This window comes from Actinomadura graeca, assembly GCF_019175365.1.
Classification (GTDB): Bacteria; Actinomycetota; Actinomycetes; order Streptosporangiales; family Streptosporangiaceae; genus Spirillospora; species Spirillospora graeca.
In genome coordinates this window covers 7,590,384-7,613,418 of record NZ_CP059572.1, presented here as the reverse complement: position 1 = coordinate 7,613,418, position 23,035 = coordinate 7,590,384, and the positions used below count along the sequence as shown (strand labels likewise).

Below are 23,035 nucleotides of genomic sequence, written 5' to 3'. Positions count from 1 at the left end.
CTGGGTCACGTCACATGTCGAGCAGGTAGATGGTGGCGAACAGGCCGATCCACACCACGTCGACGAAGTGCCAGTAGTAGGACACGACGATCGCGCTCGTCGCCTGCTCGTGCGTCCATCGCTTCGCGGCGTAGGTCCTCCCGAGGACGAACAGGAAGGCGATGAGCCCGCCGGTGACGTGCAGTCCGTGGAAACCGGTGGTCAGGTAGAAGACCGAGCCGTAGGCCGAGGACGAGAGGGTGAGCCCGTCCTTGGTGACCAGGTTGTAGTACTCGAACGCCTGACCGCCGACGAAGTAGGCGCCCATGAGGAAGGACAGCACGTACCACTCGCGCAGGCCCCACCGCCGGAAGTCCAGCAGGCCGCCGGCGCGGCCGACCTGGCCGGCCTCGGCCTTGAACACGCCCATCTGGCAGGTCACGGAGGACAGCACGAGGACGGTCGTGTTGACCGCGGACAGGGGCAGGTCCAGCGGTGCGCCCGGCCAGGAGCCGTGCCCGGACTGGCCGATCGTCACGGAGCGGATCGTGAAGAACATCGCGAACAGCGCCGCGAAGAACATCAGCTCGGACGACAGCCAGACGATCGTCCCCACACTGACCAGATTGGGACGGTTCGCCCGTGCGTGAGGTGGTGTCTCTATCGCGGATGCTGTCACGGGCAGCATTATTGCGCCCCTATCCACTGAGTGACGCATGACCCCCCTTCTTGGGTTCCCCGAGCGTGTCTCCCCAGCCCGCACCCGGTACCCTTCGGTGGCATGAGCACCACCGCCCCGGAGAGCCCGATGAAGGTTCTCGTCTACAGCGACGACGCGAACACCCGCGCCCAGATCCGGATGGCGATCGGCCGCCGCCCCGCCGCCGACGTCCCGCGGGTCGAGTTCGTCGAGCGCGCGACCCAGCCCGCCGTGGTGGAGCGGCTCGACGAGGGCGGCATCGACGTGCTGATCGTGGACGGCGAGGCGCAGCCCGCGGGCGGGCTCGGCGTGTGCCGGCAGGCCAAGGACGAGGTCTACGACTGCCCGCCGGTCCTCGCGATCATCGCCCGCCGCGACGACGGCTGGCTGGCGACCTGGTCGCGGGCCGACGCCGTCGTGGGCCTGCCGCTGGACCCGATGGTCCTGGCGACCACCCTCGCCGGGCTCATGCGCGGGCGCGCCGGGAACCGCCTGCCGGCCCTGTAGGGCCCTCGACGCGGGGCTCTCGCCGAGGGACCCGGGACGCCCCCCGCCGGGACGTGTGGCCGAGACATGTGGGAGAGACATGGACGCCCGTAACACCTGGCCCGCGCTTCTCAGTGCCCTTCTGGCCGGCGAGTCGCTGACCAGCGAGGAGACCGCCTGGGCGATGAACCGGATCATGTCCGGGGAGGCCACCGACGTGCAGATCGCGGGCTTCGCGGTCGCGATGCGCGCCAAGGGCGAGACGGTCGCCGAGGTCTCCGGCCTCGCCGAGGGCATGATGGACAACGCCACCCCGATCTCGGTGCCGGACCGCTTCGCCGACCTGGTCGGGACGGGCGGGGACCGCGCCCACACCGTCAACATCTCCACGATGGCGGCGGTGGTCGGCGCGGCGGCCGGGGTCAAGGTCGTCAAGCACGGCAACCGGGCCGCCTCGTCGTCCTGCGGCGCCGCCGACCTGCTGGAGCACCTCGGCGTGGCCATCGACCTGCCGCCCGAGGCGACCGCGCGGGTCGCCGAGGAGACCGGCATCACCTTCTGCTTCGCGCCGCTGTTCCACCCGGCGCTGCGGTACGCGGCCAAGGCCCGCAGCGAGCTCGGGACCCCCACGGTGTTCAACTTCCTCGGGCCGCTGACGAACCCCGCGCGGCCCGCGGCGCAGGCGGTGGGGGTGTTCCACCCGCGGATGGCGGGCGTCATCGCGGGCGTGTTCGCCGCGCGGGGGTGCTCGTCGCTGGTGTTCCGCGGCGACGACGGCCTGGACGAGCTGACCACCACCGGCACCTCGACGGTGTGGGTGGTCCGCGACGGGACGGTGACGGAGACGGCGTTCGACCCGTCCGACCTCGGCATCGCCCCCGCCGGCCCGGACGACCTGCGCGGCGCCGACGCCGCGTTCAACGGCCGGGTGGCCCGCGAGGTGTTCGCCGGGCGGCCCGGGCCCGTCCGCGACATGGTGCTGCTGAACGCCGCCGCGCTGATCACGGCCTACGAGGGCGCGCCGCCGGCGGCCGGGCTCACCGCGGCGCTGCGCGCCGGGTACGGGCGCGCCGCCGCCGCGGTCGACTCGGGCGCCGCGAGCGCCCTCCTGGACCGCTGGGTGGAGGTCTCGCAGGGCCTCAGGGGCTGACCGGGCCCCGGCGGGCCGTCCGGCGGGTCAGGGGACGGTGCGGGTGCCCGACAGGCGCCTGGCGAGCAGGATCGGGATCACCGACAGGACGATCAGGGCGGCCGCCAGCACGTTCACGACCGGCGCCTGGTTCGGCCTGAACAGGTTGGTGAAGATCCAGATCGGCAGCGTCTCGGTGCCGGGACCCGCGGTGAACGTGGTGACGATGATCTCGTCGAAGGACAGCGCGAACGACAGCAGCGCCCCGGCGAGCAGCGCCGGGCGCAGGGCCGGGAGCGTGACGTAGCGGAACGTCTGGAGGCCGCGGGCGCCGAGGTCGGCGGACGCCTCCTCCAGGACGGTGCCCGTGCGGCGCAGCCGGGCGAGGACGTTGTTGTAGATCGTCACGACGCAGAACGTGGCGTGCCCGACGACGACGGTGAACAGCCCGAGCCCGACGCCGAGCGGCTTCAGCACGACCTGGAACGCGTTGCTGAGCGCGATGCCGGTGACGATGCCGGGCAGCGCGATCGGCAGGACCACGACCAGCGACACGGCCTCCCGTCCGAAGAAGCGGTACCGGCCGACGGCGAACGCGGCCATCGTGCCGAGGACCAGCGCGGCGGCGGTGGCGCCGATCCCGGCCTTGAGGCTGGTGAGCACGGCGCGGCGGGCCCCGGCGTTGTCCGCGGCCTGCGCCCACCACCGGCCGGTGAGGCCGGACGGGGGCCAGCCGAAGGCCCTGTCGGCGTTGACGGAGTTGACCAGCACCACCAGCAGCGGCACGTAGATCACCGCCAGGCCGAGGATCATCACGGCGCGCAGCGCGGCCCGCGCGGCGGGCGAGAGGGTCATCACAGCTCCCTGAGGGCGCCGGCGCGGCGGGCCGCGGCGAGGTAGGCCAGCATCACCGCGACCGGGACCGTGGCGACGGCGGCGGCGAACGGCAGGTTGTTGGCGGCGCCGACGTTGTCGTAGACGACGTTGCCGAGCAGCTGGCCCCGGCCGCCGACGATCTTCACGGTGAGGTAGTCGCCGAGCGACAGCGAGAACGTGAAGAGCGATCCGGCCACCAGCGACGGGAAGATCATCGGCAGCACGACGGAGAGGAACGTGCGCAGCGGGCGCGCGCCGAGGTCGCCCGAGGCGTCCAGCAGCGGGCCGGGCAGCCGTTCCAGCCCCGCGTAGACGGGCAGGATCATGTACGGCAGCCACAGGTAGGACAGCACGATCACGGTCGCGGTGAGGCCGTAGCCGGGCCCGGAGGCGCCGAACGGCCTGAGGGCCTCGTCGATGAGGCCGCCCTCCGCGAGCATGACCCGCCACGCGTACGCCTTGACGAGGTAGGCCGCCCACAGCGGCGCCAGGACGGCGGCCACCAGGTACGGGCGGTGCGAGGGGCGGGCGACCTTGGCCATGTAGAAGGCCATCGGCAGGCCGAGGGCGGTGTCGATGGCGGTGACGGCCGCGGCGACGCCCACGCTGCGCAGCGCGATCGTCCGGTAGACGGGCTCGTCTCCCAGCATCTGGAAGTTGGCCAGGGTGAACCGGTGGACCACCTCGCCGGTGAAGGTGTCGGTCGTCCAGAACGCGGTCAGGAAGATCGCGGCGAGGGCGCCGAGGTAGACGGCGGCGAGCCAGGCCAGCGGCGCCGGCAGCAGCAGCGCCAGGCGCAGCCGCGGCCGGCGGTGCAGCAGGGCGGCCGCCCGGCGCCGGGGGGCCCGCGCCGGGCGGCCCGCCGCGGTCAGCCCTTGATCGTCGTCCACGCCTGGGTCCACCTGCTGTAGTCGACGCACCGGACGTCCGTGCGCCCGTCGAGGCACTGCGCGATCGGCGTCGTCCAGAAGTGCACCTTCGAGAAGTAGGTCTCGTCGGTGGCGTGGAAGGTGGCGCAGAACCGCTTGTCCGAGGTGAGGCGGCACGCCTTGGCGTTGGCGGGCGCCTCGCCGAACCACTCGGCGACCTGCGCGTTCGCCTTCGGCGAGACGATCCAGTTCAGCCACCTGTAGGCGCAGTTCGGGTGCTCGGCCTTGGCGGCGACCATCCAGGTGTCCGACCAGCCGGTGGAGCCCTCCCTGGGCAGCGTGACCTTCACCGGCGCCTTCTCGGCCTTCGCGAGGTTGGCGATGACCTGCCAGGTCGTGCCGAGGACCGAGTCGCCGCTCTTGAACGCCTGGACCTCCTTGGTGTAGTCCGACCAGTACTCGCCGACGAGGCCGCGCTGGGTCTTCAGGAGCGCGACGGCCGCGTCGAACTGCCGCCGGTCCAGCGCGTACGGGTTCCTGATCCCGAGGTCGGGACGGGCCGACATCAGGTAGAGCGCCGCGTCCGCGATGTAGATCGGCGAGTCGTAGGCGGTGATCCTGCCCTTGTACGGGGAGTTCGCGTCGAACACCGCGCCCCAGGAGTCGGGGGCGGGCCTGACCTTGTCGGACCGCCACATGAGCAGGTTGGCGCCGCGGCCGTGCGGGATCCCGTAGGGGACGCCGTTCACCGAGTTCCACGGCTTGAGCTTCAGGCCGGGGAACACGTCGGCGTAGTTCGGCACGAGGGAGGTGTTGACCGGCGCGACGGTGCCGGAGGCGATGAGCCGGAGGGAGGCGTCGCCGGACGCGGAGACGGCGTCGTACTCGCCGGTCCTCATCAGCGTCACCATCTCGTCGGACGTCCCGGCGACCTTGGTGGCGACCTTGCAGCCGGTGGCCTTCTCGAAGGGGTGGACCCAGTCGGCCGTCTTGTCGTTGGAACCGTCCTCGGCGTACCCGGCCCAGGCGACCAGGTTGACGCGGCCCTCGCCCGCGCCGAGCGACCGGTGGGCGGCGAGCCGGGGGACCGTGAAGCCGCCCTGCCCGGTGCCGGTCGCCGTGTCCGCCGTGCCGCCGTCGCCGCAGGCGGCGGCCAGTCCGATCGCCAGCGTCGCCACCGCGGCGAGCGCCATGCGCGTGGACCACATGAGGAACTCCTTGTGTCGGGGGTTGGGGAAGGAGACACCGCCGGCCGGGTCAGGGCGCGTGCGCCCGCGCGGATCCGGCGTCCACCTGGAACTCGTGGGCCGCGTGCCAGGTGATCCGGACGCGGGCGCCGCGGTGGCGCATCGCGTCCGAGGAGGTGCCGAGGTTCTGCTGGAGCGCCACGACCCGGTCCCCCGACTCCAGGTCGACGACGAGCCGGGTGACGGCGCCCGCGTAGGCCACCTCCGCGACCGTGCCGAGCGCGTGCCGCTCCCCGCGGCGGCCGTCGTCCCCCGGCCCGTCACCGGCCCCCGCCGGCGCCGCGACGCGGATCTTCTCCGGCCGGACGCACACGCCGCCGATGCGGTTGGTGGTGCCGACGAAGCCCGCGACGAACGGCGTGGCCGGGTGCTCGTACACCTCGGCGGGCGTGCCGACCTGCTCGATCCGCCCCCGGTCGAGGACGGCGACCCGGTCGCTGAGCGTCAGGGCCTCCTGCTGGTCGTGGGTGACGAACACGAACGTGATGCCGGCCCGCCGCTGGATGGCCTTCAGCTCGACCTGCATCTCCTCGCGCAGCCTGAGGTCGAGCGCGCCGAGCGGCTCGTCCAGCAGCAGCACCCTCGGCTCGTTGACGAGGGCGCGCGCGAGCGCCACCCGCTGGCGCTGGCCGCCCGACAGCTCCGCCGGGCGCCGCGCCTCCAGACCGTCCAGCCGGACGCCGCGCAGCGCCTCCAGGGCCCGTTCCCTCCGCCGGGCCCGCGGCACCCGCCGCACCTTCAGGCCGTACTCGACGTTGCGGAGCACGTCGAGGTGGGGGAACAGGGCGTAGTCCTGGAAGACGGTGTTGACGTCGCGTTCGAACGGCGGGAGGCCCGTCACGTCCCGCCCGCCAAGCTCGACCGTCCCCGCGGTGGGGCGCTCGAACCCGGCGATCAGCCGCAGCACGGTGGTCTTGCCGGAACCGGACGGGCCGAGCATCGAGAAGAACTCGCCGTCCCCGATGTCGAGGCCGATGCCCGCCACCGCCTCGACGGCGCCGAAGGTCTTGCGCAGGTCGCGGATCCTCACCGCTGAAGCCGGCATGACACGAAAACATATGGATTCAGATGTTTTAGTTCAAGTGAGGATCCTGTATCACTGTGTCAACGCTGGTGGGAGAGGGGGGCGATGGACAGCTCGCGCCTCGTCGTGTTCGCTCCGGTCGACAACACCGCGCGGGTGCACGCGGTGGTCCGCCGCCTCAGCGACGCCATCGCGCTGGGGCTGCTCGCCGACGGGGAGCAGCTGCCCAGCGAGGCCGACCTCGCGGGCCATCTCGGCGTCTCGACGGTCACCCTGCGGGAGGCGCTGATGGCCCTGCGCCAGCAGGGCCTCATCGAGACCCGGCGGGGGCGCGGCGGCGGCAGCTTCGTCCGCACCCCGGCCCGGCCGTTCGACCTGGACGGGCGGCTGCGCCCGCTGGCCGCCGAGGAGCTGCGCGACCTCGGTGACCACTACGCGGCCATCGCCGGGGCCGCGGCGCGGCTCGCGGCGATGCGGTCGCTGCCCGGGGACGTGGAGCGGCTGCGGCGCTCGCTGGCGGAGTTGTCCGCCGCGGGCGGCGGCGCGCGCACGTGCCGGCTGGACGGGCGGCTGCACCTGGAGGTGGCGGCCGCGTCCCAGTCCGTCCGGCTCACCCGGGAGGAGATCCGGCTCCAGGCCGACATCGGGCCGCTGATCTGGACCGTCCACGACCATCCCCGGTGGCGCGGGCGGGCCCGCCGGGAGCACGCCGCGCTCGTCGAGGCCGTCGGACGCGGTGAGGACGCCCTCGCCCGCGATCTCGCTGAAAGCCACGTCGCGTGTGCGGTAGAACATCTCATTGAACGTCGGCTCTCCCTCTGACGTCCACCAGAGCAACCCGGAGGTGATCCATGCCCTCCGAGCCCCCCGCCATCGGCGCGGCCGCCGCACGCGTCCACGCCACCCTGGACGGCGTGTTCGCGACGGTCGAGCGGGTCCGCGACGCCTCGGCCCGGTGTCTCGCCGGGGCCCGCGCCACCGGCCGCGAGCCGGTCGCCGGGGACCTGGCCGCGCTGCGCCCCCTGCTGTCGGCCCATCTCGGCGCGCTGGTCTCCGGCACGGGGTTCATCGCCGCCCCGGGGATGCTCGCCGACGCGGCCTGGTACCTGGAGTGGTGGCAGACCGGCCCGTCCGGCGACCCCGCCCGGTTCCTGCCCGACCTCGACCCCGAGAACAGCGCCCTGTACGACTACACCGGTTGGGAGTGGTTCACCGGGCCGGCCGGCGGCGCCGAGAGGACCGTGTGCGGCCCGTACGTCGACTACTTCTGCAGCGACGGGTACGTGCTGACGCTGTCGGCGCCGGTGCGCGTCGGCGGCGTCTTCGCCGGGGTGGCCGCCGCCGACGTGTACGCGCGCACCTTCGAGAACGCGATCGTCCCGGCGCTGCGCGAGATCCCCGCGCCCGCGTTCGTCGTCAACGCGCCCGGCCGCGTCATGGCGTCCAACACCGCCTCATGGACCCCGGGCGCGGCCTACCGCGGCGGCCGGGGCTTCGAGACCCGCCCGTGCGGCGACCTGCCCCTCTCCGTCGTCACCGCCGGTCAGTCGGCGTCGGCGAGGCCGAGGGCGAAGGCGACCTCCAGGTCGTGCTGGGAGTAGGTGCGGAACGCGATGTGCGTCTCGGTGCCGACGATGCCGGGGACCTTGTTGAGCCGCCCCGGGATCACGTCGTTCAGCTCCTCGTGGCGGCGCACGCGGACCATCGCCACGAGGTCGTGCTCACCGGTGATGGAGTAGACCTCGCTCACCCCGTCCAGGGCGGCGATCGCCTCGGCCACCTCGTGGATGCGCGCGACGTCGGCCTTGACGAACACGATCGCGGTGACCATCTCTCACCCTCCCCACAGTCCGGACCCTCGACCCTACCGGCCACCTCACCGCGGCTTTCCACCGGTGCCACCGCGACCCGAAACGTTGCGATCGCGTCCGAAGGCAGTTGCGAGCCTGCGAGCAACTGATCGCGCAGCGAGCCCTCTGGGGCGAGTCCGGAGCGATGCAGCGATCGCCGCGGTGCCCGCCGAAGGAAGGGCCCCCAGGCCCGACCGCCAAGGGCACTGCAATGAACACAGCGATCGCGTCCGAAGGCAGTTGCGAGCCTGCGAGCAACTGATCGCGCAGCGAGCCCTCTGGGGCGAGTCCGGAGCGATGCAGCGATCGCCGCGGTGCCCGCCGAAGGAAGGGCCCCCAGGCCCGACCGCCAAGGGCACTGCGATCAGACCAGTGCGACTGGTTTGCGTGCGGTTCCGGTTCGGCGGGCCAGGAGTGCGAACAGGACACCCGCGGCGAAGCCGTAGATGTGCGCGGTGTAGGCGACGTTGCTCTCGTCGTCGCCGAGCGACAGCCATTGCAGGACGAACCAGTAGCCCAGCACCACCCACACCGGCAGCCGGACGACGATGACCGGCGGGACGTAGCTGACGATGCGGCCGCGCGGGTTGAGGATCACGTAGGCGCCCATCACCCCGGCGATGGCCCCGGACGCGCCGATCAGCGGCACCGTCGAGTCCGCGGAGGTGTAGGCGAACCCGTAGACGGCGGCCAGCCCGAAGAACAGGTAGGCGAGGAGGTAGCGCAGCCGTCCGAGGCGGTCCTCCAGGCCCATGCCGACGACGAACAGCGCCACCAGGTTGCCCAGCAGGTGCAGCGCCCCCGAGTGCAGGAACATCGAGGTGAACGCCGACGTCCAGGGGGCCTTCCGGAAGTCCCCGGGCCCGCACTGGCGGACGACGTCCGACGGCAGCGGCTGCTGCTCGCCGGTCGTCAGCTCCTTGGGGACGGCGCCGTACTCGTAGGTGAAGTGCGCCGCCCTGCACTCGCGGACCCCGTTCTCGCCGTACCAGGTGGCGAAGTTGGACATGGGGGTGAGCAGGAACACGACCACGTTGGCCGCCACCAGCAGATACGTCACCCAGGGGACGCGCCTGGCGGGCTGGCTGTCATAGAGAGGGAGGGCCATGCCGGGGTCGTCCTCTCCATCACGGGGCTTCCCACGTCACCTTAGTGGGCGGGCACGTTCCGCCGAGTCGGGGTCGTGGCGTGTGTAGGCGTTGTCGATCCAGCGGCGCAGCCCCTCGGCGCCGTGGGCGGGGCACGTCCATTCGCCGTCCAGCTCGACGAGCCGGACGCCGGGCAGGTCGAGCCAGCGCAGGACGCACTCCATCTCCTCGGCGGTGGCCCCGGCGGACGGCGCGGCGCCGAGGGCGACGCCTCCCGGGGCGCCCCCGGCGGGCGGGAAGACGGTCTCGGCGGTGGCGGTGAGCGCGCGGACGTAGGGCCACGGGTCGGCGCCCGGCGGGACCGTTCCGGCGGCCGCGAGCCTCCCGTACCGCACGACCGCCAGCTCCCAGCCGTTGTCGAACGCCGGGCGGGCCGCGACCATCTGCGGCAGCCGGGCCAGCGCGCCGAGCCGCTGCCCGCGGGCGGCGGCGCGGACGAACGCGGCGAGGCGGTCGCGCTGGGCGGCGGCCTCCTCGTAGCGCAGCTCGGCGGAGAGCCGGTCGATGCGGACCTGGGCGGCGGCGACCACGGGCCGCACGTCCCCCTCCATGATGGTCCGGGCGGTGGTGGCGTGGACGCCGTAGTCGCCCTCGGACTCGCGGCCGTCGCAGGGCGCGCCGCACCGGCCGATCTCGGCGAGGGCGCAGGCGCGGGCCCGGCCGCGCTCGATGAGCCGGAGCGTGAGCCGCTGCGTGCACTGGCGCAGCGGGACGGCCTCGTGCAGCGCGGCGCGCGCCTCCTCGGCCTGCCGCCGCGAGGAGATCGGGCCGAGGTAGCAGGCGCCGTCGTCGCGGCACTCGCGGACGATCGACAGCCGCGGGAACTGCTCGGCCGTCAGCTTCAGCCAGATGGCCCGCTCGGGGAACTTCGAGCGGCGGTTGTAGCGGGGCTTGTGCTCGGCGATCAGCCGCAGCTCGCGGACCTCGGCCTCCAGCCCGGTGGCGCACGCGATCGTCCGGACGCGTTCGGCGAGGCCGACCATCTCGCGGACGCGCCGGCGGGTCTCCGAGCCGGTGAAGTAGCTGCGCACCCGGGAGCGCAGGTCGCCGCTCTTGCCGACGTAGAGCGCCTCGCCCGCGTCGTCCTCGAAGAGGTACACGCCGGGCACGCTCGGCACGTCGTCGGCGAGGTGGCGTTTGCGGCGCTGCTCGGGCGTGGGCGCCTTGGCGAAGCCGCGCATCTCCTCCAGCGACGTCACGCCGAAGGAGCCGAGCCGCTCGATCAGCCCGTGCAGGACCTCCACGGTGGCGCGGGCGTCGGCGAGGGCCCGGTGCGTCGGCTGGTTGACGGTGCGGAAGAAGCGCGCGAGCGTGCCCAGCTTGCAGTTGGGCACCTCGTCCTTGGACAGGACACGGCGGGCGAGGTCGACGGTGTCGACGACGGTGAACCCGGGCCAGGGATAGCCGTGCACGGCGCAGGCCGCCTTCAGGAACCCGATGTCGAACGGCGCGTTGTGCGCGACCAGCACGCAGCCGCGCGCGAACTCCAGGAACGCGGGCAGCACCGAGTCCATCCGCGGCGCGGCCGTCACCATCGCGGTGGTGATGCCGGTCAGCGCGGTGATGAACGGCGGGACGGGCCCGCCCGGGTCGACCAGCGTGCCGAGCTCGCCGAGCTCCGCTCCCCCGCGCACCTTGACCGCGCCGATCTCGGTGATCGCCGAGTCGGCCGCCGAGCCTCCCGTCGTCTCCAGGTCGACCACCACGAAGGTGACCTCGGACAGGGGGGTGCCGAGGTCGTCCAGGGTGCCCTGGACGTGCGCAGCAGTCATGCCCCGGGACCGTAGAGGACGCCACCGACAGAAGTCCGTGCCGCTAGGGTTGGGGGTGCGCCGGCGCGTCCCGCCGGATCGGGGCCACCGGGGGACGGGCTCCCGGGTGCGGCGCGCCCGGCCGGTCTCCGGACCCGGGCCGGGCCGTCCCGCGTTCCCGCTGGTTAGGGCGCGTGCCGCCCGGGAAGACACAGGCCACCGGCGGCACTGCCCGGAAGGAGCGGGACCATCGAAAGCCCCGAAGCGACGTGCGACGGCTCCGAGCGGCTGGACGGGCCTCTGCCCGAGGCCGTCCGGCAGAGCGTGGTGGAGGCCGCCGCCGAGCTGATCGGCGCGCTGCCGCCGGACGAGGTGCCCATGCCGCTGCGCCGGTTCGCGCGGTTCGAGCGCCGCAAGCGCGCCAAGCTCGCGGGCCCGCCCATCGCCGCGCTGCTGGAGAAGGACGCGGGCTTCCGCGAGCGGGTCGCCGAGCCGCTGCGGGAGGCGCAGCCGGAGCTGGCGGAGGCCGTCGCGGGCGGCGGCGTCCCGCCCGCGGCCGACCCCGTCCGGGTCGCGGCGCTGGCCTACCTGCTGCGCCCCGGCGGGTGGACCGGCCTGGTGGAGGCGGCCCGCGCGGAGCTGGAGCGCTCCGCCTCGGCGTCGGAGGAGGAGGCGGCCGAACGCCGCGTCGCCGCGCTGAAGGAGGAGCTGGCGGCCGCGCGGACGGCACGCGCCGGCGAGGTCGACAAGCTGCGGGCGGACCTGCGCGACACCAAGGCCGAGGTGGCCGAGCTGCGGCGCAAGCTTCACGAGGCGCGGACGCGGGCGCGCGCCGCGCAGGAGCGCGCCGAGGCGGTCGCCGCCGAGACCGGGCGCGAGCTGGCGGCCGCGCGGGAGTCGAGCGCCGCCGCCGACAAGGAGCTGCGCAAGCTGCGCGCCCGCGCCGCGCAGGCCGAGGCCGCGGCGGAGGCCGCAAGGCGCGCCGCGCGCGAGGGCCGCAACGTCGACGACGTCCGGCTCCGGATGCTGCTCGACACGCTCGCCGACGCGGCGCAGGGCATCCGCCGGGAGCTGGCGCTGCCGTCCACGATCGGGCGCCCGGCCGACACCGTCGGCGCGCTGGAGCCGGACCGGCTCGCGCACCGGGCGCTGCCGGGGCGGGCGCTGTCCGACAGCGACCCGCAGCTTCTTGAGCGGCTGCTGACGCTGCCGCAGGTGCACCTCGTCGTGGACGGCTACAACGTCACCAAGACGGGGTACGGGGAACTGCCGCTGTCCGACCAGCGCAACCGGCTCGTGTCGGGGCTCGGCGGGCTCGCCGCGCAGACCCGCGCCGAGGTGACGTGCGTGTTCGACGGCGCCGAGCTGGACGCGCCGGTGGCCATCGGGGCGCCGCGCGGGGTGCGGGTGCTGTTCAGCCGCCCGGGGCAGACCGCCGACGAGCTGATCGGGGACCTGGTGCGTGCCGAGCCGCCCGGCCGGGCGGTGGTGGTGGTCTCCGCCGACCGTGAGGTGGCGGACGCGGCGCGCCGGGCCGGCGCGCGCCCCGCACCGTCCACGCTGCTGCTCCGCCGGCTGGGCCGGTCCTGAGCTGGGCGGACGCGCCCCGACGATGCGTGATCTTGAAATCACGGAAAGTGGGCGTTCGATGGAGAAGTCAATCAAGATGTGACGTTTCGGTTGTGACGGGTGTTGCCCCTCGCTAGTGTCGTCCGCTGATGTCGTGGACGAGAGGGGCGAATTCGACCGTGGCCAGTGAACTCATCGGGGGCACAGCGCAATCGCGCGATCGGCGGGGTCTCCTCGCGGGTCGGAGCGCGACCCGCCGCATGGTGGCCGTCGCCTGCCTCGCGGCGACGACCTCCTTCGCGTTCCCCCCGGTGGTGGCGCACGCGGCGGCGCCCAAGCCCAGCGCGGGCGAGGTGCGCAAGAAGCTCACCAAGCTCAACGAGCAGGTCGACCAGAACGTCGAGAAGTTCAACAAGGTCAACGAGCAGCTCAAGATCGCCAAGAAGAAGCTCGACGCCGCCAAGCGGTCGAGCCGTGGCGAGGAGGCCGCCTTCGAGCAGCAGCGCTCCAAGATCGCGCAGATGGCGGCGACCGCCTACAAGAACGGCGACTCCACCGACGTGACCGGCTTCGTCGGCAGCAACGACCCGCAGTCCATCCTGGACCAGGCGGCGGTCTTCACGCACCTGTCCCAGGAGCGCGGCTCCCAGCTCACCCAGTTCCTCGCCACCGCCCAGCGGCTGCGCCGCGAGCAGGCGCAGGCCCAGAACGCCTACAACGAGGTGGCGGGCAAGGCCAAGGAGCTGCGGGACAAGAAGAAGGAGCTCGACAAGCAGGTCGAGCAGCAGAAGAAGCTGCTGCGCAAGCTCGGCGTGAGCACGCCGGGCGGCGGTGGCAGCGGCGGCGGTGGTGGCACCGGCGGCTCCTACAACGGCCCGGCCAGCGGCTCCGCCCGCAAGGCGCTCAACTTCGCCTACGCGCAGCTCGGCAAGGCGTACTCCTACGGCGCGGCGGGTCCGAACACCTTCGACTGCTCCGGCCTGACGATGACCGCCTGGGGCGCCGCGGGCGTCAGCATCACCCGCACCACCAACTCGCAGTACGCGGCCACGAAGCGCGTCGACAAGAGCGCCCTCCAGCCCGGCGACCTGGTGTTCTTCAGCGGCCTCGGGCACGTCGGCATGTACGTCGGCGGCGGCAAGATGATCCACGCCCCGCACACCGGCGATGTCGTCAAGATCAGCGACATCACTTCCGGCTACTACCTGTCCAACTACTACGGCGCCGGACGCCCCTGACGCTCCCCCGGAGCGCGTCACGCGCACCTCACCGACAACGGACCAGGCTTTGACCTGGTCCGTTGTTAATTTTGTAGGGGTTTGCCTTCTGATGGGGCTTTGGTACCTTGTCAGCACTCAAGGCGCCCTCCAGGCGCCCGAGTCCCGCGGTGCCCACCAGGCACCACGGCCCCGCGCGGCGCATCCAGCCGCCGCGCCCCGGCGGTGCGATCCACGTGCCGCCTCCCCCCGGCCGGCCCGGCCGACCGTGCGCACGCCGAAGCGTGCATGGCGCTGAGAGTGCGCCACGGCGGCCCACGAGGGCTCCGGCCACGGGCGGGTCCCCACGACGGGGATGCCGCCCTCACAACATCAACGCCGCTCCTTCGCACGCGGGACACAGGGTCCCGCGCCGGGCCCCATCGCGCCCTCAGGATCGCAGCGGCAACGCCGAGTCCGCCACGAGCGGAGCCGGGGACCCAATCGCCGGAGTCCGGGAACCGTCCCGGACGGGCAATCCGGCCCCCGGGGTGAATCGGCGACTCCCGCCGCCCGGCGGGAGCCCGCCGTAGGGCCACTTCCACGCCCGAACCCGTCAGCTAACCCGGTAGGCGTTTGGAAGAAGGAGAGATTTGTCAGGTAACCCTCATCGACACGCCCCGGCATGCCCGGACGCCGGGCGGCCAGTCCGCCGCCGCGTCCCGCACCCGGGCGTTCCACGACAGACCCAGCGGAACGTCGAGACCGACCCAGGCCGGACGGCACCGTCCGCCGGCGCCGTGCGGCGCGTGTAGCCGCCGGCATCGCGGGCGTGGCCGCCCGATGACCGTGCGGCCGCGCCCGCCCGCTCCGCGACGTCCGAGCCGGGAGCGCGACACCCCCTGACCCGTCCCCCAGCGGCGCCCGCCCGGGCGCCCGCACGCCCCCGGGGGCGCATCGCCCTGCCCTCGGGCCTCCCGGGCCGCCTCCGCGCCCGCCCCGTCGGCCGACCGGTGGGCGGCACGGAAGCCAAGGAGACCCCCGTGGCAGGCAAGCACCGCAGACCCCGCCGCACCGCGCCCGCCTGGCGCGCGACCAGCCCCATGATCATCGGCGCCGCCGTGCTCGGCACCGCCGCGGCGACCGCGCAGGCGTCGGTCCTGCCGTTCGGCCCGTCCGCCCCGGCCGCCGCGACCACGCACGCGGCCACCGGCGGGGGCACGAAGACGGCGTCCCTCACCAAGTCCGGACGCGGAGCCGCACGCGGGAAACCCGGCCGCGGAGCACCGCCGTCCACGTCCCGGAAGAAGGCGCGGCCCACCGCCGAGCAGGCCATCGGGCTCGCCCGCTCCCAGGTCGGGATCGCGGAGGACCGGGGCGGCGGGACCAAGTTCCAGCGGTGGTACATGGGCACCTCCCGCGCCGGGGAGACCGTCGGCCGCGACGGCGGCTCGATCGGCTTGTACGGCGACGCCAACTGGTGTGACATGTTCGTCTCCTGGGTCGGCGACCGGCTCGGCTTCAGCTACTCGATGGGCTGGGACGCCTGGACCGTCGCCCACGCCCGCTGGTTCCAGGACCAGGACCGCTGGGGCACCCGGCCGAGGCCCGGCGCCGTCGTCTTCTACGACTGGCGGGGCGGTGGCGCCGTCAGTGGCATCGACCACGTCGGCATGGTGATCCGAACGAACCGCGATGGAACGATCCAGACCGTCGAGGGCAACACCGGCGACGCCGTGAGGGTCAAGACCCGTGCCACGGACAAGGTCGTCGGCTACGGATATCCGGCCTACGCGTCATGACGGCCCGCCCCCACCGGCCCGCTGCATAGGATCGCGCGCATGGAGGACGGTTCCCGCGGGGTGGAACACGCCGCCTCGGACGGCGCTTCCGAGGCGGGCGCCCTCTCACGCCGCAGGCTCCTCGGCCTGGGCGCGGGAGGAGCCGCCCTGCTGGCGGCCGGGACCGCCGGACTGCTCCGCGCGCGCTCTGCCGGTCCCCCGGGGGCCTCTACCAGCGCGACCAGGGCGGCCGGGGCATTCCATCCGGACCTGGCCGGAACCATCCTCGCCAGCCGGGCCCGTGCCGTCGCGGACGGCGACCGCGCGGCGTTCCTGGCCACCGTCGCCTCCGCGCCCCCCGCGTTCCAGGAGGCACAGGCCCGCGTCTACGACAACCTCCGCAAGCTCCCCCTGGAGGGCTGGCGCGAGCGCCTCGTCCGCACGCAGCCCATCGACGGCGACTCGGGCGAGGCCGTCGTCCAGGTGGAGGTCCGCTACAAACTGCGGGACTTCGACCGCGACGAGGTGGCCCGCACCCGCTTCCTGTCCCTCGGCCCCCGCTCCGGCGGCTGGGTGATCGTCGGAGACGGCTCGGCGCACGGGCTCGACGGCGACTCCGACATCTGGGACGGCGGGCCCCTGACCGTCGTCCGCGGCCGGGCGGTCCTGGTCATCGGCGACGCCGCCGGGCTCGACGGCATCGCCGGGCGCCTGGACGCCGCGGTGCCCATCGTCACCGGGATCGTCGGCGGCGGCTGGGCGCGGCGCGCCGTCGCCCTCGTCCCCGCCGCCCCGCGCCTCGCCACCGCCCTCGCCGGGCAGGGGCCCGATCTCGGCGAGGTCGCGGCGCTCGCCACCGTCGTCCCCTCCGCCGGCGGCGGCCGCGGCGAGGACCGCGTCATCGTCTCCCCCGCCACCTTCGGCCGCCTCAACGCCCTCGGCCGGGACGTCGTCCTCACCCACGAGCTCACCCACGTCGCCACCGGAGGGGCCCGCGACCGCACCACCCCGCTGTGGCTGATCGAGGGCTTCGCGGACTACGTCGGCTACTCGCGGGCGAAGGTCGGCGTCCGCTCGGCCGCCCGGGAACTGGCCCGCGAGGTCGCCGCCGGGCGCGTGCCGCCCGCGCTGCCCGGCGCGGACGCGTTCGCCGGGACCTCGCCGGGTCTGTCGCGGGCCTACCAGGAGTCCTGGCTCGCCAGCCGGATGGTCGCCGGCCGGTACGGTGAGGCGACGCTCGTGCGGCTGTACCGGGCCGCCGGGCGCGTCTCCGAGGCGGCCGCGCTGCGGGACGTGCTCGGCCTCACCCGGGACCGCTTCACCGCCCAGTGGCGCGACTACCTGAAGAAGGAGCTCCGTTGAGCCGACGCCCCCGGATCGCGGCCGCGGCCGCCGCCGCCGTGCTGTTCGCCGCGGTCGGCGCCGTGCTGGTGCTCACCACGCCCTGGAACCCGCTGCCCGGGGACGTTCCGGGCGGCCGCGTGAAGGCCGACCCGGCGCTGGACTTCTCCCCCGCCGAGATCGCCCGCTCCCGCGCGTTCGACTCGGCCGTCACCCCGCCCGCCTACGCCGGTCTCCTCACCGGCCTGGTGCTGATCCTCGTCCTCGGCCTCACCCCCCTCGGCTCCCGGTTCATCGCCTGGACGACGGCCAGGGTCCGCCGGTGGCCGCTGCGCGTGACCGTCGCCGCCGTCGCGCTGACGACGCTGCTGCGGCTGGCCGGGCTCCCCTTCGACCTCTGGAGCGAGTCCGTCCTGCGCCGGTACGGGCTGTCCACGCAGAGCCGCCCGGAATGGCTCCTCGACCAGCTCAAGTCCCTCGCCGTCACCTGGGTCATCTACACGATCGCGCTGCTGCTGCTCTACGCCCTGATGCGGCGCTTCCCGCGCTACTGGTGGGCCGGGGCCGCCGCGGCGGGGTCCGTCCTCGTCATCGCCGTGTCGTTCCTCTACCCGGTGGCCGTCGAGCCGGTGTTCAACACGTTCCACAAGCTGCCGCAGGGCCGCCTGCGCAGCGACCTGCTGGCCATGGCCGAACGCGACGGCGTGCCCGTGAAGGACGTGCTGGTCGCCGACGCCTCCCGCCGGACCACGTCGCTGAACGCCTACGTCTCCGGGTTCGGGTCCACGCGGCGGATCGTCCTGTACGACACGCTGCTGAAGTCGCCGCCCGCGCGGATCGAGTCGATCGTCGGGCACGAACTAGGCCACGCCAAGCGCAACGACGTCCTGTGGGGCACGCTCGTGGGCGCGATGGGCGTCGCCGGGGCCGTGTGCCTGCTCTACCTTCTGCTGACCTCTCCGCGCCTCCTGAGGCGCGCCGGGGTTCCTCTGGCGGCGCCGGACGGGCCACCGAATTCCGCCGGATCACCGCCCGACGGACCACCGCCCGCCGAACCACCCTCCGCAGGGGCGACAGCCGCCCGGAAGGCGAGGGGCACCGGGGCCGCCGACCCGCGGTCCCTGGCCCTCCTCCTGGCCCTCGTGGCGGCCGGGACACAGATCGGCACACCCGTCCAGAACCTCGTCAGCCGCCGCATCGAGGCCCGCGCGGACGCCCACGCGCTCGACCTCACCCGCGACCCGTCGACGTTCATCGCCATGCAGCACGAGCTGTCCGTCCGCAACATCTCCGACCTGAACCCCGACGCCCTCGAATACCTTCTGTGGATGACCCACCCCGCCGGCCCCGACCGCATCGCCATGGCCAGGAACTGGAGTGGTATTCATGGCGTCGCTGTATTTATTGCAGCGCCCTCGGCGTCGGGCGTTGAACGCCCTCCTTCAACGGGCACCGCAGTGATCGCTGTATTTATTGCAGCGCCCTTGGCGTCGGGCCTTGGCGGCCCTCCTTCAGCGGGCACCGCGGTGATCGCTGCATCGCTCCGAACTCGCCCTTGAGGGCTCGCTCCGCGATCAGTTGCTCGCTAGCTCGCAACTGGCTTCGCACGCGATCACGGCGATCTCTCCGGTTGTTGGAGGTCGCCTTAGTTGCGTGCTGTTTGCTGTTGGGCTCCGGTTTGCGACTGGGCTGAGAGGGTCGCGGCGTCGGTGTGCGGGGCTGTCGTGACCGACCGCTTGAGGGCGCTGCCCTTGACCCAGTCGCCCCAGCTCAGCTGCCAGTAGCCCCAGCCGTTGTCGGGCTCCAGCGGCCGGGTGGTGCCCGTCACCGTCACCGGGTCGCCCCGGTATGCGTGTTTGTAGAACCACGTGGCGTTGGACGGGCTGATGTTGATGCAGCCGTGGCTGACGTTCTCGTGCCCCTGGCTGCCGACCGACCACGGGGCGCTGTGCACGTACTCGCCGCTGTCGGAGATCTGTACGGACTTGTACACGGTCAGGCTGTAGTAGCCGGGGCAGCCTGGCCCGCAGCCCTCCCACTCCGAGGTCATCGTGGTGGGGTCTTCCTTGGCCATCGTCAGGTGGACGCCGTTGGTGGTCGTGTACTTGCGGACCCCGCCACGGCCCATGCTGGTGGGGATCGTCCGCACCTTCTTGCCGTTGAACTTCACCACCATCTTGTGGTTGTCCTCACCGACGGTGGAGACGTGCTCGTCCCCGACTTGGAAGTCGACGGTGTAGTTCTTCTTGCCGTACACGCCGTTACCGGTGTGGACACCGCTCAGGTGGGCGCGGAAGCTCACCTTGGTATGCGCGGGCCAGTACTGCTTGGGACGGAACACCACCTCCGGCCCCTCGTCACCCTGGAACCAGTGCCAGGCCCCCTCGACGGGCTTGTCGGAACGCACCTCCAGGGCGCGCTCCACCGCGGCCTTGTCGGCGACCTTCCCGGCGAACCGGAGGATGATCGGGATGCCGATGCCGACCGTCTCTTTGTGAAACGGGGCCTCCATGTCCGTCTTGACCGTTTTCTGCACCGTCGCGGTGGCGAACCGGGTGCCGACCGTGCGGCTCCTGCCGTCCTTGCCGATCGCCGTGGCGCTCACCGTGTAGTTCTGGCCCGGGTCGAGCGTCCAGCGCGAACGCCACTGCGTCCTGTCCGCGCTGAGCTCGCCCTCCACCGGGGCCCCCTTGGTGGCCACCGTGACGTTCTCGATCGTGCCGCTGTGCGCCCGGACGGCGATCTGGCCGTCCGGTCTGAGCACGGCGCCGCCGTTCCCCGGCGTCACCGCGAGGTCGACGGCGTCCTTGCCGTCGGCGCCGTCGCCGGAGCAGGCGGCGGCGGTTCCCGCCGCCAGCGCCGCACCGGCGAGCACCGCGGCGGCCCGCCTTCCCCGGTCTCCTGCTCCTGAGCCACCGACCCGCACTGTGGACCCCCCGGTCGTCCGCTGGGCGAGTGAATCGTCTTGCCCAGCCCCGAAGCCGGAACGACGCCCAGATGAAAAGGCCGGTACCCACAAAAATGTCGGTACCGGCCCCTCTTGGGCTTCTTTTACTGCTCAGTGGGCGAAATGACCCCGGTAGTACTCGAAGACCAGACCGATCGTCGTCATGATGCACGCGGAGGCGCCGAGGATGACCAGCCACCAGCCGAACACCACGCCGAGGGCCACGCACGCGGCCGACATCGCCAGGTACAGCGGCCACCAGCTGTGGGGGCTGAAGAAGCCCAGCTCGCCCGCCGCGTCGGCGATGTCGCCCTCCGGGTCGTCCTCGTACAGCGGGCCGTTGTTGGCCCGCTCAAGGCGCCGGACGGTGAAGTGGATGTAGAACCCGATGAGCCCGGCGAGGCCGATCGCGAGGGCCAGGGCGGTCGTGCCCGTCCAGTCGCCGGACCACAGCCAGTACACGATGTCGGTGGCGAGGAAGAAGACCGCGCAACCGTAGAACATGAACGCCTGGACGCGCATCGGCTACTCCCCCCTCGTCCCGGCCAGCTCGCCCTTCGCACCCACGTGCGGGTGGTGCAGGTCGAACGCGGGCCGCTCCGAGCGGATCTTCGGGATCGAGTTGAAGTTGTGCCGCGGCGGCGGGCACGTCGTCGCCCACTCCAGCGAGGACCCGTAGCCCCACGGGTCGTCGACCTCCACGCGCTTGCCCTTCTTCGCCGTGATGTACACGTTGTAGAAGAACGGCAGCAGCGACAGGCCGAGGACGAACGAGAAGATCGTCGAGACCTCGTTGAGGCCCTGGAACTCCTTGGCGTAGTCGGCGTACCGGCGCGGCATGCCCTCGGCGCCCAGCCAGTGCTGGATGAGGAACGTGCCGTGGAAGCCGATGAACAGCATCCAGAAGTGGATCTTCCCGAGGGTGTCGTTCAGCATCTTCCCCGTCCACTTCGGCCACCAGAAGTAAAAGCCCGCGAACATCGCGAACACCACGGTGCCGAACACGACGTAGTGGAAGTGCGCCACGACGAAGTAGGAGTCGGAGAGCTGGAAGTCCATCGGCGGCGACGCCAGGATGACGCCGGTGAGCCCGCCGAACAGGAACGTCACCAGGAAGCCCAGCGACCACAGCATCGGCGACTCGAACGTCAGCTGGCCCCTCCAGATCGTCCCCACCCAGTTGAAGAACTTCACCCCCGTGGGCACGGCGATGAGGAACGTCATGAACGAGAAGAACGGCAGCAGCACCTGGCCGGTCACGAACATGTGGTGCGCCCACACCGTCACCGACAGGCCCGCGATGCTGATCGTCGCGAACACCAGGCCGATGTAGCCGAACACGGGCTTGCGGCTGAACACCGGCAGGATCTCGGTCACGATGCCGAAGAACGGCAACGCGATGATGTAGACCTCCGGATGCCCGAAGAACCAGAACAGGTGCTGCCACAGCAGCGCGCCGCCGTGCGCCGCGTCGAACACGTGCGCGCCCAGCTTCCGGTCGGCCTCCAGCGCCAGCAGCGCCGCGGCCAGCACCGGGAACGCCAGCAGCACCAGGATCGAGGTCAGCAGGATGTTCCACGTGAAGATCGGCATCCGGAACATCGTCATGCCCGGCGCGCGCATGCACAGGATCGTCGTGATGAAGTTGACCGCGCCCATGATGGTGCCGAAGCCCGACATCGCCAGGCCCATCACCCACATGTCACCGCCGACGCCCGGCGAGCGGACCGCGTCCGACAGCGGGGCGTAGGCGAACCAGCCGAAGCTGGCGGCGCCGCCGGGGGTCAGGAAGCCCGCGATGACGATCAGGCTGCCGAACAGGAACAGCCAGTACGCCAGCATGTTCATCCGCGGGAACGCCACGTCCGGCGCGCCGATCTGCAGCGGCATGATGACGTTGGCGAACCCCGCGAACAACGGCGTCGCGAACATCAGCAGCATGATCGTGCCGTGCATGGTGAACAGCTGGTTGAACTGCTCGTTGCTGACGACCTGCAGCCCCGGCCGGAACAGCTCGGCGCGCATCACCAGCGCGAGCACGCCGCCGATGAGGAACATCACGAACGACGTGATCAGGTAGAGGTAGCCGATCACCTTGTGGTCGGTGGACGACATCCACGAGGCGAGGATGCGCCCCTTGCTCGTCCGCGACGCGGCGACCGGCGCGCTCGGTGCGTGACTGATCGTGGTCACTGGGCACCCCCCGCGGCCAGCGCGGCCTTCGAATCGGCGATGAACTTGGCGTACTGCTCGGGGGACACGACCCGCAGCTGGAACAGCATCCGGCTGTGGTCGACGCCGCAGAGCTCGGCGCAGCGGCCCTCGTAGGTGCCCTGCTTGTCCGCGGTGAACTCGAACTCGTTGGTGTAACCCGGCATGACGTCCTTCTTGTAGAGGAGCGCCGGGACCCAGAACGAGTGGATGACGTCGTTGGCGTGCAGCCGCACCCGGACCGTCTTGCCCGCCGGGATCGTCATGACCGGCTTGGCGCCCGTGGAGGCGTTCGGGGCGACCGGCTGGCCGACCACGGAGGCGACGGTCTTCTCCTGCCCGCCGACCTTCTCCTTGTAGTCGAACTGCCAGCTCCACTGGAAGCCCGTGACGTCGACGACGACCGCCGGGTCCTTCGTGGTCTTCTCGACGTAGTCCTCGTCCCGGACGGTGAAGAAGAACAGCACCGCGATGATGACGAACGGGACCGCCGTGTACAGGATCTCGATCGGCATGTTGTACCGCACCTGCGGGGGCAGGTCGTCGGAGCGCTTGCGGTGGAAGAGCACCGCCCAGATGATCAGGCCCCAGACGACGGCACCGACGGCGAACGCCGCGATCCAGGACCCCTGCCAGAGCTTCAGCATGCGCTCTGCCTGGGGTCCGATCGGCTCGGGCATGCCAAGGCGGGACGCCTCGCCGCCGCACGCGGTGGCGGTCAGCGACAGCAGCCCCAGCGCGCAGGCGCTTTTCAATGCGCGGCGACCGCGCACAGGCGTACGCCGCTCCCTAGAGCGGGTCGGACTCACGGAATGCCTTCCCCACGGGTGAATGCCCGGTCTGCCGGGCGGGTGAGAACACTTGGTACACGTGCGTTGGACACACTAGCGCGAGGGTCGCCCGAACCCCCGATCGGGTGCCCGGTTAGTGT

At 72.4% G+C, this 23,035-nt stretch carries 21 protein-coding genes and 1 riboswitch; of the genes, 9 read left to right on the top strand and 12 right to left on the bottom strand.

Translation table 11 applies throughout. The features are described 5' to 3' along the window. Positions 1–10: 10 nt before the first annotated feature. On the bottom strand, positions 11–595 hold the full coding sequence (gene ctaE, locus AGRA3207_RS33880) for an aa3-type cytochrome oxidase subunit III (RefSeq protein WP_231331216.1): 585 nt from the start codon (positions 593–595) through the stop codon (positions 11–13). 165 nt (positions 596–760) lie between these two features. On the opposite strand from ctaE, the gene AGRA3207_RS33875 reads away from it, so the two are divergent. Together AGRA3207_RS33875 and trpD are read left to right on the top strand one after the other, a co-directional pair. Next, a complete protein-coding gene (locus AGRA3207_RS33875) occupies positions 761–1,186 on the top strand; it encodes a hypothetical protein (protein WP_231331214.1) in 426 nt (141 codons plus the stop codon). Positions 1,187–1,265: 79 nt separating this feature from the next. Continuing rightward, complete coding sequence (trpD, locus tag AGRA3207_RS33870) at positions 1,266–2,315, top strand: anthranilate phosphoribosyltransferase (protein WP_231331212.1); 1,050 nt, start codon at positions 1,266–1,268, stop codon at positions 2,313–2,315. Between the two features lie 27 nt (positions 2,316–2,342). Here the strand turns inward: trpD and AGRA3207_RS33865 are convergent, their stop codons facing one another. Genes AGRA3207_RS33865 through AGRA3207_RS33850 form a run of 4 tightly spaced genes read right to left on the bottom strand, consistent with a single transcriptional unit; the run spans position 2,343 to position 6,331 of the window. Continuing rightward, entirely contained in the window at positions 2,343–3,149 is an 807-nt protein-coding gene (locus tag AGRA3207_RS33865; RefSeq protein ID WP_231331210.1) for an ABC transporter permease, read from the bottom strand. Continuing rightward, positions 3,149–4,060 (bottom strand): ABC transporter permease, encoded by a 912-nt coding sequence (locus AGRA3207_RS33860; protein WP_231331208.1) that lies wholly within the window; start codon positions 4,058–4,060, stop codon positions 3,149–3,151. The genes AGRA3207_RS33865 and AGRA3207_RS33860 overlap by 1 nt, the downstream gene beginning before the upstream one ends. After that, positions 4,039–5,247: an ABC transporter substrate-binding protein gene (locus AGRA3207_RS33855; protein WP_231331206.1), complete on the bottom strand. Its 1,209-nt coding sequence runs from the start codon at positions 5,245–5,247 to the stop codon at positions 4,039–4,041. Before AGRA3207_RS33855 ends, AGRA3207_RS33860 begins: the two co-directional genes overlap by 22 nt. Positions 5,248–5,296: 49 nt before the next feature. Next, on the bottom strand, positions 5,297–6,331 hold the full coding sequence (locus tag AGRA3207_RS33850) for an ABC transporter ATP-binding protein (RefSeq protein ID WP_231331204.1): 1,035 nt from the start codon (positions 6,329–6,331) through the stop codon (positions 5,297–5,299). 84 nt (positions 6,332–6,415) lie between these two features. Between AGRA3207_RS33850 and AGRA3207_RS33845 the strand changes: the two genes are divergently transcribed. Both AGRA3207_RS33845 and AGRA3207_RS33840 read left to right on the top strand, forming a co-directional pair. Then, positions 6,416–7,132, top strand: coding sequence for a FadR/GntR family transcriptional regulator (locus AGRA3207_RS33845; protein WP_231331203.1), 717 nt, complete (start codon positions 6,416–6,418; stop codon positions 7,130–7,132). Positions 7,133–7,161: 29 nt separating this feature from the next. Beyond that, the gene (locus AGRA3207_RS33840) at positions 7,162–7,911 is read left to right on the top strand and encodes a cache domain-containing protein (RefSeq protein WP_231331200.1); all 750 of its coding nucleotides are present in this window, start codon (positions 7,162–7,164) and stop codon (positions 7,909–7,911) included. On the opposite strand, the gene AGRA3207_RS33835 is transcribed toward AGRA3207_RS33840, so the two are convergent. The 3 genes from AGRA3207_RS33835 to AGRA3207_RS33825 all read right to left on the bottom strand — a co-directional run bounded on the left by AGRA3207_RS33835 (position 7,854) and on the right by AGRA3207_RS33825 (position 11,080). Next, positions 7,854–8,141 (bottom strand): Lrp/AsnC family transcriptional regulator, encoded by a 288-nt coding sequence (locus AGRA3207_RS33835; protein WP_231331198.1) that lies wholly within the window; start codon positions 8,139–8,141, stop codon positions 7,854–7,856. The two genes, AGRA3207_RS33840 and AGRA3207_RS33835, sit on opposite strands and share 58 nt — an antisense overlap. A gap of 383 nt (positions 8,142–8,524) precedes the next feature. After that, complete coding sequence (locus AGRA3207_RS33830; protein ID WP_231331197.1) at positions 8,525–9,268, bottom strand: rhomboid family intramembrane serine protease; 744 nt, start codon at positions 9,266–9,268, stop codon at positions 8,525–8,527. Between the two features lie 36 nt (positions 9,269–9,304). Next, on the bottom strand, positions 9,305–11,080 hold the full coding sequence (locus AGRA3207_RS33825) for a DEDD exonuclease domain-containing protein (protein ID WP_231331196.1): 1,776 nt from the start codon (positions 11,078–11,080) through the stop codon (positions 9,305–9,307). 303 nt (positions 11,081–11,383) lie between these two features. On the opposite strand from AGRA3207_RS33825, the gene AGRA3207_RS33820 reads away from it, so the two are divergent. The 5 genes from AGRA3207_RS33820 (at position 11,384) to AGRA3207_RS33800 (ending at position 18,505) form a co-directional block, all read left to right on the top strand. Beyond that, entirely contained in the window at positions 11,384–12,649 is a 1,266-nt protein-coding gene (locus AGRA3207_RS33820) for an NYN domain-containing protein (protein WP_231331194.1), read from the top strand. Between the two features lie 239 nt (positions 12,650–12,888). Continuing rightward, complete coding sequence (locus tag AGRA3207_RS33815; RefSeq protein WP_231331192.1) at positions 12,889–13,866, top strand: C40 family peptidase; 978 nt, start codon at positions 12,889–12,891, stop codon at positions 13,864–13,866. A gap of 417 nt (positions 13,867–14,283) precedes the next feature. Next, a riboswitch (cyclic di-AMP (ydaO/yuaA leader) is annotated at positions 14,284–14,474 on the top strand. Between the two features lie 393 nt (positions 14,475–14,867). Next, complete coding sequence (locus AGRA3207_RS33810; protein WP_231331190.1) at positions 14,868–15,626, top strand: CHAP domain-containing protein; 759 nt, start codon at positions 14,868–14,870, stop codon at positions 15,624–15,626. A gap of 39 nt (positions 15,627–15,665) precedes the next feature. Then, positions 15,666–16,967: a basic secretory family protein gene (locus tag AGRA3207_RS33805; RefSeq protein ID WP_231331188.1), complete on the top strand. Its 1,302-nt coding sequence runs from the start codon at positions 15,666–15,668 to the stop codon at positions 16,965–16,967. Beyond that, positions 16,964–18,505 (top strand): M48 family metallopeptidase, encoded by a 1,542-nt coding sequence (locus tag AGRA3207_RS33800; RefSeq protein WP_231331187.1) that lies wholly within the window; start codon positions 16,964–16,966, stop codon positions 18,503–18,505. The genes AGRA3207_RS33805 and AGRA3207_RS33800 overlap by 4 nt, the downstream gene beginning before the upstream one ends. Positions 18,506–18,591: 86 nt before the next feature. Here the strand turns inward: AGRA3207_RS33800 and AGRA3207_RS33795 are convergent, their stop codons facing one another. The 4 genes from AGRA3207_RS33795 to ctaC form a co-directional block, all read right to left on the bottom strand. Beyond that, entirely contained in the window at positions 18,592–19,821 is a 1,230-nt protein-coding gene (locus AGRA3207_RS33795) for a L,D-transpeptidase (protein ID WP_231331184.1), read from the bottom strand. A 183-nt stretch (positions 19,822–20,004) separates the two neighbouring features. Then, positions 20,005–20,415: a cytochrome c oxidase subunit 4 gene (locus AGRA3207_RS33790; protein WP_231331182.1), complete on the bottom strand. Its 411-nt coding sequence runs from the start codon at positions 20,413–20,415 to the stop codon at positions 20,005–20,007. A gap of 3 nt (positions 20,416–20,418) precedes the next feature. Further along, complete coding sequence (ctaD, locus tag AGRA3207_RS33785) at positions 20,419–22,086, bottom strand: aa3-type cytochrome oxidase subunit I (protein WP_476692274.1); 1,668 nt, start codon at positions 22,084–22,086, stop codon at positions 20,419–20,421. Beyond that, a complete protein-coding gene (gene ctaC, locus AGRA3207_RS33780) occupies positions 22,083–22,877 on the bottom strand; it encodes an aa3-type cytochrome oxidase subunit II (RefSeq protein ID WP_231331180.1) in 795 nt (264 codons plus the stop codon). Before ctaC ends, ctaD begins: the two co-directional genes overlap by 4 nt. Between the last annotated feature and the right edge of the window lie 158 nt (positions 22,878–23,035).